Annotated in this window: 13 protein-coding genes and 1 other RNA gene; 5 read left to right on the forward strand and 9 right to left on the reverse strand. The window is 31.2% G+C overall.

Features of this window, described 5'->3' with window-relative positions; translation table 11 throughout:
- Nucleotides 1-75 precede the first annotated feature (75 nt).
- The gene (locus ACXAG4_RS11580) at nucleotides 76-1602 is read left to right on the forward strand and encodes an aminotransferase class V-fold PLP-dependent enzyme (RefSeq protein WP_475296237.1); all 1527 of its coding nucleotides are present in this window, start codon (nucleotides 76-78) and stop codon (nucleotides 1600-1602) included.
- A gap of 15 nt (nucleotides 1603-1617) precedes the next feature.
- Here ACXAG4_RS11580 and ACXAG4_RS11585 read toward each other — a convergent pair whose 3' ends face one another.
- Nucleotides 1618-2649, reverse strand: a complete 1032-nt coding sequence (locus ACXAG4_RS11585; protein WP_475296238.1) for a glutaminyl-peptide cyclotransferase — start codon at nucleotides 2647-2649, stop codon at nucleotides 1618-1620.
- Nucleotides 2650-2737: 88 nt separating this feature from the next.
- On the opposite strand from ACXAG4_RS11585, the gene ffs reads away from it, so the two are divergent.
- Together ffs and ACXAG4_RS11595 are read left to right on the forward strand one after the other, a co-directional pair.
- Nucleotides 2738-2836, forward strand: an RNA gene (gene ffs, locus ACXAG4_RS11590) — signal recognition particle sRNA small type.
- A 79-nt stretch (nucleotides 2837-2915) separates the two neighbouring features.
- Nucleotides 2916-3719 carry an SDR family oxidoreductase gene (locus ACXAG4_RS11595; protein ID WP_475296239.1) on the forward strand — a complete coding sequence of 268 codons (804 nt, stop codon included), beginning with the start codon at nucleotides 2916-2918 and terminating at the stop codon, nucleotides 3717-3719.
- 2 nt (nucleotides 3720-3721) lie between these two features.
- On the opposite strand, the gene ACXAG4_RS11600 is transcribed toward ACXAG4_RS11595, so the two are convergent.
- Nucleotides 3722-5146 carry a TlpA family protein disulfide reductase gene (locus ACXAG4_RS11600; RefSeq protein WP_475296240.1) on the reverse strand — a complete coding sequence of 475 codons (1425 nt, stop codon included), beginning with the start codon at nucleotides 5144-5146 and terminating at the stop codon, nucleotides 3722-3724.
- 184 nt (nucleotides 5147-5330) lie between these two features.
- Here ACXAG4_RS11600 and ACXAG4_RS11605 point away from each other — a divergent pair, with 184 nt between their 5' ends.
- The gene (locus ACXAG4_RS11605; RefSeq protein WP_475296241.1) at nucleotides 5331-6956 is read left to right on the forward strand and encodes an ABC-F family ATP-binding cassette domain-containing protein; all 1626 of its coding nucleotides are present in this window, start codon (nucleotides 5331-5333) and stop codon (nucleotides 6954-6956) included.
- A 79-nt stretch (nucleotides 6957-7035) separates the two neighbouring features.
- Here the strand turns inward: ACXAG4_RS11605 and ACXAG4_RS11610 are convergent, their stop codons facing one another.
- From ACXAG4_RS11610 to pheT, 3 genes are all read right to left on the reverse strand, one after another.
- Nucleotides 7036-7272, reverse strand: a complete 237-nt coding sequence (locus ACXAG4_RS11610; protein ID WP_475296242.1) for a putative signal transducing protein — start codon at nucleotides 7270-7272, stop codon at nucleotides 7036-7038.
- 68 nt (nucleotides 7273-7340) lie between these two features.
- Complete coding sequence (locus ACXAG4_RS11615; RefSeq protein ID WP_475296243.1) at nucleotides 7341-8204, reverse strand: phosphatase PAP2 family protein; 864 nt, start codon at nucleotides 8202-8204, stop codon at nucleotides 7341-7343.
- 6 nt (nucleotides 8205-8210) lie between these two features.
- Nucleotides 8211-10637, reverse strand: a complete 2427-nt coding sequence (gene pheT / locus ACXAG4_RS11620; protein ID WP_475296244.1) for a phenylalanine--tRNA ligase subunit beta — start codon at nucleotides 10635-10637, stop codon at nucleotides 8211-8213.
- A gap of 208 nt (nucleotides 10638-10845) precedes the next feature.
- On the opposite strand from pheT, the gene ACXAG4_RS11625 reads away from it, so the two are divergent.
- Nucleotides 10846-12501 (forward strand): energy transducer TonB, encoded by a 1656-nt coding sequence (locus tag ACXAG4_RS11625; RefSeq protein ID WP_475296245.1) that lies wholly within the window; start codon nucleotides 10846-10848, stop codon nucleotides 12499-12501.
- Nucleotides 12502-12508: 7 nt separating this feature from the next.
- Here the strand turns inward: ACXAG4_RS11625 and ACXAG4_RS11630 are convergent, their stop codons facing one another.
- The 4 genes from ACXAG4_RS11630 to ACXAG4_RS11645 form a co-directional block, all read right to left on the reverse strand.
- Entirely contained in the window at nucleotides 12509-12985 is a 477-nt protein-coding gene (locus ACXAG4_RS11630) for a hypothetical protein (protein ID WP_475296246.1), read from the reverse strand.
- Between the two features lie 2 nt (nucleotides 12986-12987).
- Nucleotides 12988-15138 (reverse strand): hypothetical protein, encoded by a 2151-nt coding sequence (locus tag ACXAG4_RS11635; RefSeq protein WP_475296247.1) that lies wholly within the window; start codon nucleotides 15136-15138, stop codon nucleotides 12988-12990.
- A 4-nt stretch (nucleotides 15139-15142) separates the two neighbouring features.
- Nucleotides 15143-15970 (reverse strand): acetolactate decarboxylase, encoded by an 828-nt coding sequence (locus tag ACXAG4_RS11640; RefSeq protein WP_475296248.1) that lies wholly within the window; start codon nucleotides 15968-15970, stop codon nucleotides 15143-15145.
- 135 nt (nucleotides 15971-16105) lie between these two features.
- A complete protein-coding gene (locus ACXAG4_RS11645) occupies nucleotides 16106-18514 on the reverse strand; it encodes an alpha-ketoacid dehydrogenase subunit alpha/beta (protein ID WP_475296249.1) in 2409 nt (802 codons plus the stop codon).
- Between the last annotated feature and the right edge of the window lie 31 nt (nucleotides 18515-18545).

Consider the following 18545-nt stretch of genomic DNA (forward strand, 5'->3'; position numbering starts at 1 on the left):
AGGTTTTTGTTTTAGTGAAAAAACTGCCTTGGTTATGTTGTTTTTCCAGGGTGGTTTTTTAAAAAATTAATGCATATGAATGCTATAATAAAAGGAATGAATAAGGTTTTTAAATCTAAACCTAACACTGCTGTTTCAAATCTTGAAACATATTTTAAACCGTTTAGAGATCGTGTAGTGGGTAATGATGAATATTTTGAATCGCCTTACGGAAGAAAAAAAATTATTTATGCCGATTGGACTGCTAGCGGAAGACTATACGAACCTATTGAAACAAAAATATTAAATGATATTGGCCCTTTTGTTGCCAATACACACACTGAAACCTCTATAACTGGTTCTGCTATGACGCATGCCTATCATGATGCCAGAAGCATTATTAAAAATCATGTAAATGCATCGGCTAATGATGTTTTAATAACCGTTGGAACAGGAATGACGGGTGCCATTAACAAGTTTCAGAGAATTTTAGGTATAAAACTTAATGAGAATTTAAAAGATCATACCAAAGTTCCTGAAGAAAAACGCCCTATAATTTTTGTATCGCATATGGAACATCATTCTAACCAAACATCGTGGTTAGAAACCATTGCTAGGGTAGAGGTAATACCATCAAACGCTCATGGTTTGCCGTGTACAAATGAGCTTTTAAAACTCATAGAAAAATATCAAAATTGTCCTATTAAAATAGCTGCTATTACGGGATGTTCAAACGTAACTGGCATTAGAACAAATTACCATGAAGTAGCCAAAATAATGCATCAAAATAATGGTTTGTGCTTTGTAGATTTTGCATGTTCTGCACCCTATGTTAACATAAATATGCATCCTGAAGATGATGAAGCGTATTTAGATGCTATTACATTTTCTCCTCACAAGTTTTTAGGTGGCCCAGGATCATCAGGAGTTTTAATTTTTAATAAAAAATTATATAAAAATTTAGTACCCGATAATCCTGGTGGTGGTACAGTTTCGTATACAAATCCGTGGGGTGATCATGATTATATTGATGATATTGAAACACGAGAAGATGGCGGAACTCCAGGGTTTTTACAAGCCATCAAAATAGCCCTTTCTATTAAGCTGAAAGAAAAAATGGGTGTTGCTAATATTTTAAAACGAGAACATGAATTAAACACCATTGTTTTTGATAGGTTAAATAAGATAAAAAATCTTAAAATTTTAGCACCAAATCACACAGATAGGTTAGGAGTGTTTTCATTTTATATAGAGAATGTTCATTATAACTTAATTGTAAAACTTTTAAATGATAGGTTTGGTGTACAAACTAGAGGCGGCTGCTCTTGCGCAGGTACATATGGCCATTATTTACTTAATGTAGACCAAAATACATCAAAAGCTATTGAAAAAAAGATATTAGACGGTTGTTTAATTGAACGTCCAGGTTGGATTCGTATGTCTATTCACCCTACAATGACTAATACTGATATTGAATTTATTTGTGATGCTATTAAACAAGTAGCTAAAAATTATGAAACTTGGGGTAAAGATTATGAATATAACGCCTTAAAAAATGAATATATTCACAAATCAAACATTAACACAGAAAAGGAAATAACAAAAAAATGGTTTAGCTTGTAGGCTAAACCATTTTTTTTATTCAACAATTTCAATTTCAAACAACTTGTCCCAGCGTTTTCCGGTTACAAAAATAGTTTTGGTTTGTGGGTTGTAAGCAATACCGTTTAAAACATCTAATTTTTCATGTTGCGTAACACGTTTTTTTAATGGCGAAAAATCTATTACACCTATAACACCACCATTTTTAGGGTTAATTATGGCAACGCCATCCTTTTGGTAACGGTTGGCAAATATTTTTCCATCTATCCATTCCATTTCATTAATTTCAACAATTTTTCCTTTGTTGGTAAACACTTGTATAAAGTCTTCTTCAACTAGCGTTTCAGGATTTAAAGTCCAAATTTTTTCAGTACCGTCACTTTTGTAAATAACATTATCGTGGTTGCATAACCCCCAACCTTCTTTACTATTTCCATATTTAAAACTTCCCGTTTTTTCTAAAGTTTCAGCATTATAAACAAAACCAGTACCTGCTTTCCAGGTTAATTGATACACTTTGTTATTTAATACGGTTAAACCTTCACCAAAATATTGATCGGCTAAATCTATATTTTTTAAAACGTCTCCTGTTTTATAGTTTACAGTTCGTAATTTAGATTCTTTGTATTGCCCTGTACTTTCATACAAAATACCATTAAAAAACTCTAAACCTTGTGTGTATGATGTGATATCATGCGGATATTCATTCACAATATTATATTTAAAAATTTTAGGCGCTTCACTGTTTAAAATTGTAATTGGAGTTGTAGCTGTTTGCCTATCGCCTTCAAAATAAATGGTAGCTTCAATGGTTTGTTTACCAAGTTTAAAATTGTTTAAGGGTGTGTTTTCAGTGATTAGTTTATTATTTAGTTTGTACACAACAGAATCTATAGTTGCATTTTTTTTGTTTATTAATGATACTTTTAAGGTTTCATTATTACTAATATTGCCTTTATTAGCATTTGTTTTAATTAAAAAATTTATTTTTTGCTTACCAGAATTAGAACCGCATGAAGCAAAAATTACTGCTAAGAATATGATTGATAGATATTTGAGTGAACGCATAATTTTATATTATTTTTAGGCAAGATATTTATTTAAAATCAGTTTAAAAAATCATTGTTATATTTTTAAAAGATTGTATCTTTGCAGCCGGCAAGTCCTACACAACCAGCTCCTGTAGAATCCTCCAGGGCGGGAACGCAGCAAAGGTATACGGTTGTAGCGGTGTGATGTAGGTAGCTTGCCTTTTTTTATGCGCTAAAATTAAATTTTCTTTTCGGTAATCTATATTGTAATTTGGCGCTTTGTTTTCAAAAAAATCTTTAAATATGTCTAAAGTTGTTTTAATAACTGGAGGTTCTTCAGGAATAGGAAAATCTATTGGTGAATTTTTAAATGAAAAAGGCTACATTGTTTACGGTACTAGTAGAAATCCGGAAAAATACGCCAACAGTAAATTTCCAATTTTAGCTTTAGATGTTAAAGATGTTGCATCTATTAAAACATCAGTAAATACAGTAATTAAAAAAGAAGGTAAGTTAGATGTTTTAATTAATAATGCAGGTGCAGGTATTACCGGACCTATTGAAGAAACACCTGAGGCAGAAATTAAAAATAATTTTGATACTAATTTTTTTGGACCAATAAATGTAATAAAAGCCGTTTTACCGCAAATGCGCACACAACAAAGTGGTTTAATTATAAATATAACATCTATTGCTGGTTATATGGGATTGCCTTACAGAGGCATTTACAGCGCCAGTAAAGGTGCTTTAGAATTAATTACAGAAGCTTTTAGAATGGAGCTTAAAGACTTCAATATAAAAATGACAAACGTTGCACCTGGTGATTTTGCAACCAATATAGCGGCAGGAAGATATCATGCGCCTTTGTTAAATAATTCGCCTTACAAAAAGCCTTACGGTAACACTTTAGATTTAATGAATACTCATGTTGATGCTGGTAGTGATCCTAACCAAATGGCTGAAGCAGTTTATAAAATAATAAATACTAAAAACCCTAAAGTACACTACAAAGTGGGGGCGTTTATGCAAAAATTTTCAATAGTATTAAAACGTATTTTACCAGATTTGGTTTATGAAAAGTTATTAATGAATCACTACAAACTTTAGGTTTATTGGTTAATTACGCCTAAAAGTTGTTCTTCAAAATTAATAGAGAAAATATTAGCGCTAGCACTTACAACCTTTTGGTTTTTATTTACTATAATGGTTTTAGTCATTGGGTAAATGGCTAGTGTTTTTTTACTGGCTTCAGGGTTTTTAAACACATATTGATTTTTATAATTAAACCTAGATGTTTTAAAAGTTTGTTTAGGTTTTTCTACATCCATTTCGTCAATATTTATGTAAATAAAATTCACTTCAGGGTATTTTACCTTTAGTTCTTTAATTTTAGCATAACTCTTTTTAAAATGGTTATAATACATGTGAGACCAAAAACTTACTACCGTTGGCGTATTGTTTACAAGGTTACTAATATTGTATTCATTGTTATTAAAATCTAAAACTTCAATAGCAGGTAAATTAGAGCCAATTTCTAGATTTTTTAAAGATTTGGTATAATTTATAATTGCAGTTTTAGCTTTTTCATCAGTAGTTTTTTCTAAAAATGAGTTAACAAGGCTATCTGTTTTATTAGCGTTATTATTAAATGAAATAAACTTCATTGTAAAATTATAGAGTAATTCATTTTTTATTTTGGGGTTGGTAACTAAACTATCAACTAAATCAAGCCTATCTAAATTGAAACGTAAAACATTCCATTTGAACGACTTGTAATCAGGGTAGCTTGTGTATTTTTCTAAAGTTAAGGTATTAATGTTGTGTTTTAAAAACCTAAGGTAATTATGGTAACTTTCAAAAAATGTATCATTATAATTTATGTCTTTTCTAAAAGCATAAAAATCTTTTGGAAGTGATTTTAAAAAAGCACCTTTATCTTGCCCATAATGCATAAACGGGTAAGCCTCTTTACTTGAATAGTACTGGAAATCTATGTTAGCCTTTGCTATTTTTTTAAATAGTTTTGATGCGCTACATTTTTTAGTGTAAGGTTCTAGTTTCTTTAATTTTGCATTTCTAATAGAATCTAAACTTTTTTCAAACGCTTTTGGAGGTAATTGGCATAACCTTAAAATTTGTTTTTCAATATATTCATTATCTAAAAACTCATTAATAAAATAATTATTTTTTTTAGCACCATTGCCTGTAAACACAAGTGATTCGTCAAATTCTAGGGTGTTTAGTCTAACTAAAATACTATCTTCGGGCTCTAACAAAATTGTTTGATATTCGCCACCATGCTTAAAGGTGTAAACGCCTTTTTTTAAGTTTTCTATTTTAAAAATAAAGCGGTTTCTGCCGTCTAATTTTATAGTATCCGTATGGTGTTCACTATCTGTAATTGTAACAAAACGGGCGTTTGGGTTTATAACTTCACCACCAAAATAGGCATAGTTTTCCTTGATTTTTTCGCTGTTATTGTTGCAGCCAAAAAACACCAACAAACCAAGTATTGTGCATAAGTAAAATTTCATAAAATCCCCCTGTTAACAGTAAATTGTAAACAAAAATACTTTAACATATTAACAAGTGTTGTTAATGCGTTGTTAAATGTTGATTTTTTAGGTAAAACAGAATATTTAGTGGTTAAAAATAGCAGTTATAAGTTTCGGCTTACCAATTCATTTTTCTACTTTTGCAAAAATTTAAAGTAAGCATATGTTATCAGTATCAAATCTTTCGGTTCAATTTGGAAAACGTATTTTGTTTGATGAAGTAAATACCACTTTTACACAGGGTAATTGTTATGGTATAATTGGAGCCAATGGCGCAGGAAAATCTACTTTTTTAAAGATTATTTCTGGAAAAATGGAAGCAACCTCCGGACACGTATCGTTAGAATCTGGTAAACGCATGTCTGTATTAGAACAAAACCATAATTTATATGATGAGCATACGGTTTTAGAAACGGTTTTAATGGGAAATAAACCTTTATTTAAAATTAAAACTGAAATTGATGCGTTGTATGCTGATTATTCTGACGAGAATGCCGATAGAATTGGCGAGCTTCAAGTGCAATTTGAAGAAATGAATGGTTGGAATGCCGATAGTGATGCCGCAGCCATGTTATCTAACCTAGGTATAAAGGAAGATTTTCATTATACATTAATGAGTGATTTAGATGGTAAACAAAAAGTACGCGTGTTATTGGCGCAAGCTCTTTTTGGAAATCCGGATGTGCTTATTATGGATGAGCCTACTAACGACCTTGATTATGAAACCATTTCTTGGTTAGAAAACTTTTTAGCAAATTATGATAACTGTGTAATTGTAGTATCACATGACCGTCACTTTTTAGATGCAGTTTGCACCCATATTTCAGATATTGATTTTGGGAAAATAAATCATTTTTCTGGTAACTACACATTTTGGTACGAGTCATCGCAGTTAGCAGCACGCCAAAGAGCACAACAAAACAAAAAAGCCGAAGAGAAAAAGAAAGAGTTAGAAGAATTTATCCGTCGTTTTTCAGCTAACGTTGCTAAAAGTAAGCAAGCCACTAGTAGAAAAAAGATGATTGATAAACTAAATATTGAAGATATTAGGCCATCATCTCGCCGTTATCCTGCCATTATTTTTGAACGTGAGCGTGAAGCAGGTGATCAAATTTTAAACGTTGAAGGATTAACAGCTTCAATTGATGGCGAATTACTATTTAAAAATATAGACTTAAACCTTACAAAAGGCGATAAAGTTGTTGTTTTTTCTAGAGATTCTAGAGCAACTACTGCTTTTTATCAAATTTTAAACGATAAAGAAAAAGCCGATGCCGGCACATTTGCTTGGGGTATTACTACAACACAATCATACTTACCATTAGACAATAGTGAGTTTTTTAAAAACGATTTAACTTTAGTTGATTGGTTACGCCAGTGGGCAAAAACAGAAGAAGAACGTGAAGAAGTAAATATTAGAGGCTTTTTAGGAAAAATGATTTTTAGTGGTGAAGAGGCTTTGAAGAAAAGTAATGTACTTTCTGGTGGAGAAAAAGTACGTTGCATGTTAAGTAGAATGATGTTACAAAGGGCAAATGTTTTAATGTTAGATGAACCAACAAACCACTTAGATCTTGAAAGTATCACTGCATTTAACAACTCTTTAAAAAACTTTAAAGGCACAATTTTATTTACAACCCATGACCATGAGTTTGCGCAAACTGTAGCCAACAGAGTAGTGGAGTTAACTCCAAATGGTGTAATAGACCGTTACACGACGTTTGATGAGTACATGCAAAACCCAAAAGTGAAAGAATTAAGAGAAAAAATGTATACAGTAACTGCTTAGTTTACTATACGTTATTTAAAATAAAAACACCCGTTAATAATTTTTTAACGGATGTTTTTTTATGTTTTTACTTTTAGTATTAAACCTTAAACTGAGCGTTTATAGTTTCAATTATTGTAACAGCTTTATCAACTTCATCATTATGAACATAAATTTCTTGTAAGTCTTGTATAGCTGGACCAAAACCTGCTAACCGCGCAGACTCTGCCTCATCTTTAACCACTGCTTTAATATTAACAGTTTCAAGTTCATTTACCATACGTTGTACGGTTATAAAATCTCCGGTGAAAACTTTAATATATTTTGAATCTATCATGTTATTCAAATTTAAATGTTCTTTTGAAGATACAAAATTTTCAGCAGAAAGCATAATAAAGCATCATACTAAAAAACACCAACAATACCTATTTTATTAGCGCCAAAAGATAAATTCCAAGAAACTGTTTTAGGTTTTAAAGATTTTGTAATGTTATGAGCTTCATTTTTAAACAAAAATTTATCAACACCATCAACCACAATAATACTAACAGCAGCACCAAAAGCAATGTCTGTTAGCCAATGGGCACCGTCTATTAATCTAGACACAGGAGCAATGGCACCAACGCTATAAATACCAGCTTTTGTCCAAGGGCTTTTAAATTGTTTAGCAATTGCATGCGCCATAGTTATAGATAGAACCGTATGGCCAGAAGGAAAAGAATGATGGCCAGCTTCTTTTGAAAAAGGTTTGAAAAAATAAGGCCCCAAACCAGTACCTGGTCTAGCTCTACCAAAACCATTTTTGGCTATGGTTTGTATTAAACCTGTAGTTACAGATGATGTTATAATTAATACACTTGTACGCCTAATTTTGGCATTTTTAGTAAATAAACCAAAACCATACAAACCTGCATTGGCCATGAAATAGTTTTGCGGACTCCCAAAATACCATCCAATATCTCTTAAAAGCTTTGGGTAACCTTCCCGTTGATGCCCCATAAAGGTTTCAACACTTCTATCAGTAAAAGATAGAGCTGCTGTACCCGCTACTAAGCCACCAAATTTTAAAAAGTCTTTTTCTTTCCATGAAAGTGGTTTAGTTAAAGAGTATTTAACACCATGCCAAGTGGTATTTACGTCATATTTAAAAAGCGTCCAAGTGGATGATGTATCTTGCTCTATTTTATAAAGTAAACTGTTGTTTTGTGCTATACTTGTTTTGAAAAGTAAAACACATAAAAGCAACAAATAAAAGTATTTTAATTGCATAACTATCTACCTTAACTCTGCACCCAATTGTTTTTCAAAATTAGTTTGCAATTTGTTCATTATTTTATCAATTTGTTTGTCTGTAAGTGTTTTGTTTTCATCTTGAAGTGTAAAACTAACAGCATAACTTTTTTTGCCTTCAGGAAGATTTTTACCTTGGTATACATCAAACAAATCAACATCTTTAAGTAATTGTTTCTCGGTTTGTGATGCTATTCTATCTATTTCTTCAAACGTTACAGTATCATCTAACAATAGTGCAAAATCTCTTCTAACAGCAGGATATTTAGGAATATCTTTAAACTTAATATTGTTATGTTTTGCCATGTTTAAAACAGTATCCCAACTAAAATCTGCAAATAATACGTTTTGTGAAATACCAAAGTGCTTTAGTATTTTTTTGTTAACCAATCCAAAATCAACTAATTTATTTTTGCCTAATGATAAGCTAATACCTTCACTAAAAATATCGTTTTTAACAGGTGATACTTTATATCTTGATAATCCTAATCTATTTAAAATACTAGTAATGGTACCTTTTAAGAAAAAGAAATCACTTTTTTGTACAGTATTAGTCCAGCGTTCTTGTGAGCGGTTACCAGTTACAAAAACAGATAGATGTTTAAATTCTTCTCTAGTATCATTGAATTGATGATATGTTTTACCAAATTCAAAAAGTTTTAAACTATCTTGTTTTCTATTTATGTTGTATGCAACAGCCTCTAAACCAGAAAACAATAAACTTTGGCGCATTACACCCAAATCTGTACTTAAATGGTTTAATATTGAAATATTATGTTCTTCTTTTAACTGTTCTGTTAATGTAATGTATTTTGAAGTTGTTAAAGAGTTTGCCATTATTTCATAAAACCCTTGTGCTACCAGTTGATTACCAACAATGTTTTGAATTTTATAGTCATCAAATTTTGATGTGCTTGAAATAGAGGCATTTAACTTTTTAGTAGTTTTTATATTGTTGTAGCCGTAAACACGTAAAATTTCTTCAATAACATCAGCTTCACGCTGTACATCATTTCTGTACGCAGGAACGGTAAGACCTAAACCAGCTTCGGTTACATTATTTACTTTAATTTCTAAGGATGTTAAAATACTTTTAATGGTTTCTTTAGGAATTTCTTCTCCTATTAATTTTTTAGCATTATCAAAGGCTAATCGTACTTGAAAATCTTCAATTTTATTAGGATAGAAATCTGTAATATCACTGGTAATTTCACCACCTGCTAATTCTTGAATTAAAAGTGCCGCTCTTTTTAAAGCGTATTTAGTAATATTAGGGTCTATTCCACGCTCAAACCTAAAAGAAGCATCAGTGTTTAAAGCATGACGTTTAGCTGTTTTTCTTATTGAAACGGGATTAAAATAGGCACTTTCTAAAAATATACTTGTTGTACTTTCTGAAACACCAGAGTATTCGCCTCCAAAAACACCCGCAATACACATTGGTTTTTCGGCATCACAAATCATTAAATCATCTTCGTGTAATTCTCTCTCAACACCGTCTAAGGTTGTAAATTTTGTACCTTTTTCTAAAGTTTTTACTTCAATTTTACTGCCCGCAATTTTAACAGCATCAAAGGCATGAAGTGGTTGCCCTAATTCATGTAAAACATAATTAGTAGCATCAACAATATTGTTTATTGGTGCCAAACCAATAGCTTTTAACCTGTTTTGTAACCATGCCGGCGATTCTTTTACTTTTGCACCTGTTAATGTAACACCGCAGTATCTTGGAGCAAGATCTTTGTTAATAACATCTACATCAATTTTTAATGTTCTATTGTCAACATGAAATGCGCTTACAGATGGTGTTATGAGTTCTTGTTTTATATCTTTTTGTTGTAGGCCTGCTTTTAAATCTCGTGCTACACCAAAATGGCTCATGGCGTCGGCTCTGTTTGGTGTCAGGCCAATTTCAAAAACAGCGTCATTTTCAATATTAAAAATTTCGGCACATGGAGTTCCAACGGTTAAGTTTTCATTTAAAACCATGATACCGTCATGAGATTTTCCTAAACCAAGTTCGTCTTCAGCACAAATCATTCCAAAGCTTTCTTCGCCTCTAATTTTACCTTTTTTAATGGTCCAGCTTTCACCTTCAGGCGTATATAGTGTTGTACCTATAGTAGCAACAGGCACTTTTTGGCCAGTAGCAACATTTGGTGCACCACATACAATTTGTACAGGTTCATTGTTACCAATGTTTACTGTGGTAACTTTTAATTTATCGGCATTAGGATGTTTTTCACATGTTAAAACTTCACCAACAACTACACCTTGTAAACCGCCTTTAACGGATTGGTATGTTTCAATGCCTTCAACCTCAAGTCCTAAATCTGTAAGTAATTCACCTGTTTTTTCAGGTGTCCAATCTATTTTAATAAACTGCTTTAGCCAATTGTATGAAATCTTCATAAAGTGTACATATAGTTAAGAGGGCAAATATAAAACTATTGAAACAAGCAGTCAAAAAAAGTACATCTATTTGTATTCATTTTGATTATGCTTCAATACGTATAAAATGAAAGAAAAAGAACATGTTTTCTGTTTTTTATCTGTTAAATTTGCATTTAAACTATATTAATTATATGTTTGAAATAGCTATTATTAACATTTTTTTAATATGAAAAATTTTTATTTAATAATTTTGATGTTGTTTTTTTCAATTATTAGCAGTTTTTCTCAAAATGAAGCGGCTATAGTTAAAGAAAATAAATGGTTAGAAATTTGGACAGATTTTAATCCAACAAATAAAAGTTATAATGAAGCTTCACAAATTATTAGTGGAGAAATAACTGAAGATACCAAGTTATACAAACGAGAAACTTATTTATTAGTAGGCAATGTATTTGTTAAACCCGGTGTAACTTTAACTATTGAACCAGGAACAGTAATTTTAGGTGACTATAAAACTAAAGCCACTTTAACAATTACTAAAGGCGCCAAAATAATTGCTAATGGTTTAGAAACAGACCCAATAATATTTACATCTAATAAAAGTGTAAAACGAGGTGGAGATTGGGGTGGTATTATTTTATTAGGCGATGGTAAATTAAATACTTTTGGCATAGGCACAATGATGCCTTTTTATAAAAATTTAGAGCCTAAATTTTATAGCTATGTTAATTACGGAGGAGGCAATACAATTAATAGTTCTGGAATTTTAAACTATGTAAGAATTGAGTATGCCGGTAAAAAATCATACAGTAGTGCAGGCGGTTTAAGCGGTTTATTATTAGCAGGTGTTGGTAACCAAACTACCATAAAAAATGTTATGGTTAGTTACTCAGCTGGAGATTCTTTTAAAATTTTAGGAGGTGAAGTAAACTTAAAAAATGTTGTTTCATATAAAGCTACTGCCAACGATTTTAGTTTTAATACTGGAACTTTTTCAAAAATTAATAATGCTATTGCTCTTAGATATCCTTATGCTTCAAGTAGTACGGGTTCTAGGTGTATAAGTGTTAAATCTTACAATAAACGAGAAGACATAGATTTTTCAAAAGAAGGTACTAAAGTATTAGCTGAAAATTTAAAACTCATAAATAATAGTGATAATATAAAATCTGACATTAAATCTGGTTTAATTAAAGAAGCTGTTTACATTGGTGAGCATACTAAACTAGCTTTAAGCAGTGGTTTAATTAAAGGTTTTAAACCTGCAATTATATTTGATGAAAAAATTAATACAGAAGTTTCAAACTTAAAAAACATTAATTTAACTAATATGTTATTTAAAGATTGTGATGGCTATGTTAAAACCTTTAATAGTAGTAATACAAGTTTAGTTGATTGGTATGCTAATGGAAGTTTTTTGAATAGTTTTTCAAATGATAATGAACCAATTGTATTAATTGCCGATGCCAAAAAAGCAGCTATAGAAAAAGAATTAGCCGAAAAAGAAGCTGCTAGAACTCAAAATGTTGCCATTCCTTTTGAACTCATTGAAATAGCACCAATATTACCAGGTTGCGAAAGAAACAATCAAAGTAAAGCCTGTTTTAAAAATAAAATTAGTCAACATATTTCAAGTAATTTTAAATACCCAGAAGAAGCTATAAAAAATAAAATTGAAGGGCGTGTTTTAATTATGTTTGATATAGATAATAAAGGCTTTGTAAGCAATGTTAGAACTAGAGGAGCGCATGAAATACTTAACAACGAAGCTGAACGCATCATTAAATTGTTACCAAAAATGCAACCTGGAAATCATGCAGGTAAAGCAGTAAAAACTGTGTACGGATTACCAATTGGGTTTAATAATTTAGATAATGACTAGAATTTTACTATGCGTTTAAAGTTTCTATTATTACATTAAAATCATATTGTAAATCTTCATGTAATGTATTTATTTGCTTTTTAGCTAAAAGCAGTTGTCTATTATACATATTTTGAAGCTGCACACTTTTATTAATACTAGGCTTAACTTTTTTAAGTTTCTCACAAAAGTAGAGTAGTAGTTCAACTTCGGTTTCTTTCTTTTTAGAATACCTAATGTATTTTTTTATGTTACGAAGAATTTTTCTTACGCTTTTTTTAATGTAATATAAACTATCAGTATTTATAGTATCAAATTCTGTATCAATATAGTTTTTAACACTATCAATATAAGCAGCTTCATTATTAGCTTCAAAAAGTAAATACGTGAGTAATTCTTTGTTTTCTTTTTTAAATCTTGAAAGCCTTAAACAAAGTTCTTGAATTTCTATGTGTGATAGTGTACTAAGTTCTTTTTTTATTTCTCTAATAGATACGGCTTTCAATATTAAATATTTTTTAATAACTGTAATTCATTTTTAACTTCGTCAACTAAATCATTCCAATTTAAAGCACCAGGGCGCGCTAACATTTGAGTTTTGTAGTTTTTATTTGAAATAGTTGCATATTCTGTAACGGCTAATAGCCCTTTTTCCATGTTTTTTATAGCATCAGCTTTAAATTTTTTTTGCTTGGTTTGTTCATAAAAAGCAAGATTAGTTGCTGCATCAATTTTAAAGGCATAATATAAACCTAAATTAGCCATAGCTTTAATGTCTGAAATTAAAGCTTTTGTTTGTATTGAAGCGCTTTGTAAATTAATGTTATTAATATTAGTAAGAGATTCTAAACTCCATGATTTTAAGTTTTTAGAAACCACCACAGGTGTTATTTCTTTTATAGTATTTTCTGCTAATGTGTTTTTAACGTATTCAGTACAATTTATTAGTTTTTCATTAGGCATTGTGGGATTGTTTACAAAATCAAAAACATCTCTAAAGCCACCAAGCTTTTCTCTTGCCCTAGATGATTCAACAGACCAATCTGCATCCCAATTACGCCAATGAAATCTGTTTACTTGAGGTATTATTTCTGAAACGGTTTGCCACGTGTGGTATAGTAGCTTAGGATTATTAGACTTGTAATATTCTTTAAAAGTTTTAAAAATAACAGTTTCTGATAAATTATTGTTGTACCCTAAACGTCCCCAAAGCATAAACCTAAATTTATGTTTATTAAATTCATATTCACCCGATAATTCAGGAATTTTACTTATAAATTCTTTAGCCCAAACATATCCATCGGATCCCATATAATAGCCTTTAGTGCTATTTTTAGGTAGGTTTTTTATAAACTCTCTTACATATTTTGTGTTAGCCCACCTGTATACAAAAATGTCATCATTTCTAAGGTTCCACCATGATTTTAAGTTATAGTTTTTCATGGCTTTAATATGCTCATCATAAAAATTAATTTTTGGTGAGGAGTATAATCGAGCTTTTGCATATTTAAAACTTACATCAAAGTTGTCTGGATATTTTCCCCAGTATTTTATTATTTGATCCATATCAGAGTGCCAAACCCTGTGAATTAAATCTATTGATCTGTTTGGGTTTTCTTTTTTATAATCTATTATACCTTTGCCATAGGTATTCCATACCCATTCTTCTCTATTTGAACCTTCCCATTTTAATGGCATATGTTCACCTGATGTTATACCAATTCCTTTTACAAGTGGGTATGTTTTTAAAAACTCTTTTATAGCGGCTCTGTGGTAGGCTATAGTTATTGGGTTATCAATTTGGTGAGTTATGCCATGTTTTCCTGGTGTTTCATCAGTCATGTTTATTCTGTAGGTTTTGTACATTGGCTTTACAGGTGTAGCCACACTATTGGGGCATATATTCCAGTTAACCCAATAAATATCAATACCTCTGTTATTAGCGTATTGCATCACTTTTTTCCAAAAGGCAATTTTATCATCAATAGATAGTTTTTTTACTAATTTAAGGTTATCAAATACTACCGATGCTACTAAACCAGGATCTCCCATTTCATTTTCTAAACCATTTGGTTTATAATTAGTAGTGTAAACATCATTTAAGGCGATATCAGGGTAATTTTCAAGTTTTATCATTGATGGGAATGGGTGCGGATTCCAAAAAGATAAAACATTATACCTATTAATAGCCATTTGGTCTAAGTAGTTTTTCCAAAAACCCCAATCCCAAACAGTTTGTACATTTTTAATAGCTGAATCACCAGAATCATCATAACTTGGTGTTCTAGCATCTAATGGAATATTCATTTTTAAACCACGCTTTAAAATATATGGCTCATGCGTAGTATTTACAACTTTACCATTTAATGACAATTGCTCAGCTACTTCTAACCCCCCATACATTAAACCATGGTAATCACCTCCAGATATATTTACATTGTTATCGGTTACTGTTATTTTATATGATTGTGTTTTTAAATTTGTACTATCAATTACCCAAGAAACATTAATATTATTTATGTTATTTTCTTTTGTAGATTTTAAAATATGTTCTTTAGCAAAGTTTACAAGAGGAGATTTAATTGGTGTTGCATTTGAACAACTAAATACCATAGCACTAACAATTAGCGTTAGTATAAAAAAGATTTTTTTACACATAATTTTAATTGTATTGAAATTCTTTGCTAAGGTTTACATTTTCAAACTCTTCACTTAAAGGTAAATCAAATGCATATTTTGTTTTGGTGTCGTAGGCAACTTCTAATATACCAGTAGATTCAAATTCCATTACATGACCTCCCCATTTTTTATCATCACTAATAAAATGAAAATGATGTCCTTTAGCATTAATATGTCCAATATATTCAGGACAATAAAAACCTACTAATGTGCCAGAAATATTTTCAGTTTCAAATACCGGTCTGTTTGGTATTAATACATCTAAACCATCTTTAAATGGCTTTTTTACTTTTGGTACTCCTCCAAGTTTTATTCTTTTAAAATTGCCATGTATTTTATAAATATAAAAGTAGTGTGGAGATTTCTTTTTTACGTCTAATTTACTTGCTAATTCAGTGAACTTTATTGATTCTTCAATATTAAAACTTGCTTCTTTTTTAAAAAATGCAGCATCAGCGTATACTATTTGGTCATTATCTTCTCCAATACTAATTTCACCATTTTCTCTAATGCGGTAAGCAACACCGTCTAACATTACTAGCTCTCCATCTAAAAAATCAAAGGAACCTAAACCTACATTTCCGTGTTGTTTTAACTCCTTTACTGTTAAATGACCATCAAAAACTTTATTTACAAAAGCAAACCAAATAGAGTACTGATAAAAAGTGTCTTCATTCGTATTCGAACTTTGTGGTTCAGGATTAAGTTCTTTGTTTTCAATAGTTTTGTTGATTTTTTGTTTTGTTTTTTCATTACAATTATAAAGAATGATAAGAACTACTAATAGCGTAAGTTTTAAGGTTGATTTCATGTTAATAGTGTTTGTTTAGTAAGATTTACGAATTTAATTATTTTTTAGCATAAACATATAAGCTTTTATTGTTTGTGTTTTATACAAAAAAAAGCCTCTCTAAATGAAAGGCTCTTGGTAATATATTATTGAGTTTTATCGCAATTTTGGATAATTTGAAGGGCTTACTTCATGCATAACATCATAAATAGCTTCAAAAATATCTTCGGCTGATGGTTTTGAGAAATAATCACCATCATTACCATAAGCAGGTCTATGAGTCTTAGCTGTTAGTGTTTTTGGTTCACTATCTAAATACTGAAAAGCTTTTTGCTTATTTAAAATTTCATCTAAAATATATGCCGATGCACCACCAGGAACATCTTCATCAATAATCATAACACGGTTTGTTTTTTCAATACTTTTTACAATATCATGATTAATATCAAAGGGTAAAAGAGACTGAACATCAATTACTTCAGCGTTAATGCCAACAGTAAGTAAATCTTTGGCTGTTTGTTCAACTAAACGTAGGGTAGAGCCGTATGAAACTAAAGTAATATCTGTACCTTCTTTTACGGTTTCAACAACGCCAATAGGTGTTTTTAAACTACCTAAATTACTTGGCATTTTTTCTTTTAACCTGTAACCGTTTAGGCATTCTACAACAATGGCAGGGTCATCACCTTGCAACAGTGTGTTGTAAAATCCTGCGGCTTTAGTCATGTTTCTTGGCACTAAAACATTAACACCGCGAGCTAAATGCAATATGCCACCCATTTGAGAGCCTGAGTGCCAAATACCTTCTAAACGATGACCTCTGGTTCTAATAATTAATGGCGATTTTTGTTTGCCTTTTGTGCGGTAATGCGTTGTGGCCAAATCATCACTAATGGTTTGAATGGCGTATAAAATATAGTCTAAATACTGAATTTCGGCTATTGGGCGTAAACCGCGTAAAGACATGCCAATACCTTGCCCAATAATGGTAGCTTCCCTAATTCCTGTGTCTGCAATTCTAAGCGCTCCAAATTTTGCTTGTAAACCTTCTAAACCTTGGTTTACATCACCAATATTACCAGTATCTTCACCAAAAACTAAGGCTTCTGGGTAGTTGGTAAATATGGCATCAAAATTATCTCTAATAATAATTCTACCATCAACTAGTGGTGCATTATCATTATAAGTTGGTTTAACTTCTGATATTTTTGTGTTAGCATGAGCCGTTTCAGAGTATAAATGCGAACTGAATAACGGTTGCGTTTGGTTTATAATAGTATCTATCCAGTTGCTTAGCTTTTGTTTTTCAGCAGATGTATCTGTAATAGTATATCTGAGCGCTTTTCTAGCAACAGATAATATGTCTTTTCTTGCAGGCTCATCTATTGTTACCAAACCATCTTTAAGTTTATTAATAAAAACACCGTTGGCCGATTTTGCTGCCAATTGTGTTAAAATAGCAATAAGCTCTGTTTTTTCTTTTACTATTGGTTTTAAAAAAGTGTTCCAAGCATTCTTTTTTGCTTCACGAACTTCTCTTTTTATCACTCTATCAATATCGGTTAATTCTTCATTTGTGGCAATACCACTTTCAATCATCCAATTACGCATTTTTAGGTTACAATCATGCTGCCTTTCCCATTCTAAACGTTCAGGACTTTTATAACGTTCATGAGAACCTGATGTAGAATGCCCTTGAGGTTGTGTAAGTTCTTGTACGTGAATTAAAATAGGTACATGTTCTTCTCTTGCAATGGCACTTGCTTCTTGGTATGTTTCAATAAGGTTTGCGTAATCCCAGCCTTTAACGCGTAATATTTCGAAACCTTTATTATCTGAATCACGTTGGAAACCTTTAAGTATTTCAGAAATATTTTCTTTAGTGGTTTGATGTTTAGCGTGTACTGAAATACCATATTCATCATCCCACACACTTACAACCATTGGAACTTGCAAAACACCTGCGGCATTTATGGTTTCAAAAAATAAACCTTCACTAGTACTGGCATTACCAATGGTTCCCCAGGCTACCTCATTACCGTTTACTGAAAAATTTGACGTTTTAATACCATCTACATGTCTGAATATTTTAGAGGCCTGTGCTAAACCCAACAAACGGGGCATTTGGCCTGCTGTTGGTGAAATATCGGCACTAGAATTGTACTGTTTTGTAAGGTCTTTCCAGTTACCATTTTTATCTAAACTGTGGGTTACAAAATGGCCACCCATTTGACGACCAGCAGACATGGGTTCTAACTCAATATTTGTGTTAGCGTATAGGCCTGCAAAAAACTGTTCAGGAGTAAGTTCTCCAATAGCCATCATAAAGGTTTGGTCTCTGTAGTACCCAGATCTCCAATCGCCTTTTTTAAAAGCTTTAGCCATGGCAAGTTGTGGTACTTCTTTACCGTCACCAAAAATCCCAAATTTTGCTTTACCTGTTAGAACTTCGCGTCTTCCTAATAAGCTACATTCTCTACTTCTAACAGCAACTTTATAATCATTTATAACTTCGGTTTTGAAATCTTCAAATGAAATGTTTTTTAAATCAGGAATACTTTGCATAATTAAGAACGCTTTAGTGCTTTTGCAAAAG

The organism is Seonamhaeicola sp. ABD4_175, assembly GCF_056160885.1.

Excerpts from the sequence above, each read along its gene's own strand:
- ACXAG4_RS11585 (WP_475296238.1), bottom strand. The coding sequence starts at position 2,649 with ATGCGTTCACTCAAATATCTATCAATCATATTCTTAGCAGTAATTTTT.
- ACXAG4_RS11625 (WP_475296245.1), top strand. The coding sequence starts at position 10,846 with ATGAAAAATTTTTATTTAATAATTTTGATGTTGTTTTTTTCAATTATT.
- ACXAG4_RS11640 (WP_475296248.1), bottom strand. The coding sequence starts at position 15,970 with ATGAAATCAACCTTAAAACTTACGCTATTAGTAGTTCTTATCATTCTT.
- ACXAG4_RS11600 (WP_475296240.1), bottom strand. The coding sequence starts at position 5,146 with ATGAAATTTTACTTATGCACAATACTTGGTTTGTTGGTGTTTTTTGGC.
- ACXAG4_RS11610 (WP_475296242.1), bottom strand. The coding sequence starts at position 7,272 with ATGATAGATTCAAAATATATTAAAGTTTTCACCGGAGATTTTATAACC.
- pheT (WP_475296244.1), bottom strand. The coding sequence starts at position 10,637 with ATGAAGATTTCATACAATTGGCTAAAGCAGTTTATTAAAATAGATTGG.
- ACXAG4_RS11605 (WP_475296241.1), top strand. The coding sequence starts at position 5,331 with ATGTTATCAGTATCAAATCTTTCGGTTCAATTTGGAAAACGTATTTTG.
- ACXAG4_RS11615 (WP_475296243.1), bottom strand. The coding sequence starts at position 8,204 with ATGCAATTAAAATACTTTTATTTGTTGCTTTTATGTGTTTTACTTTTC.
- ACXAG4_RS11645 (WP_475296249.1), bottom strand. The coding sequence starts at position 18,514 with ATGCAAAGTATTCCTGATTTAAAAAACATTTCATTTGAAGATTTCAAA.
- ACXAG4_RS11580 (WP_475296237.1), top strand. The coding sequence starts at position 76 with ATGAATGCTATAATAAAAGGAATGAATAAGGTTTTTAAATCTAAACCT.
- ACXAG4_RS11635 (WP_475296247.1), bottom strand. The coding sequence starts at position 15,138 with ATGTGTAAAAAAATCTTTTTTATACTAACGCTAATTGTTAGTGCTATG.
- ACXAG4_RS11595 (WP_475296239.1), top strand. The coding sequence starts at position 2,916 with ATGTCTAAAGTTGTTTTAATAACTGGAGGTTCTTCAGGAATAGGAAAA.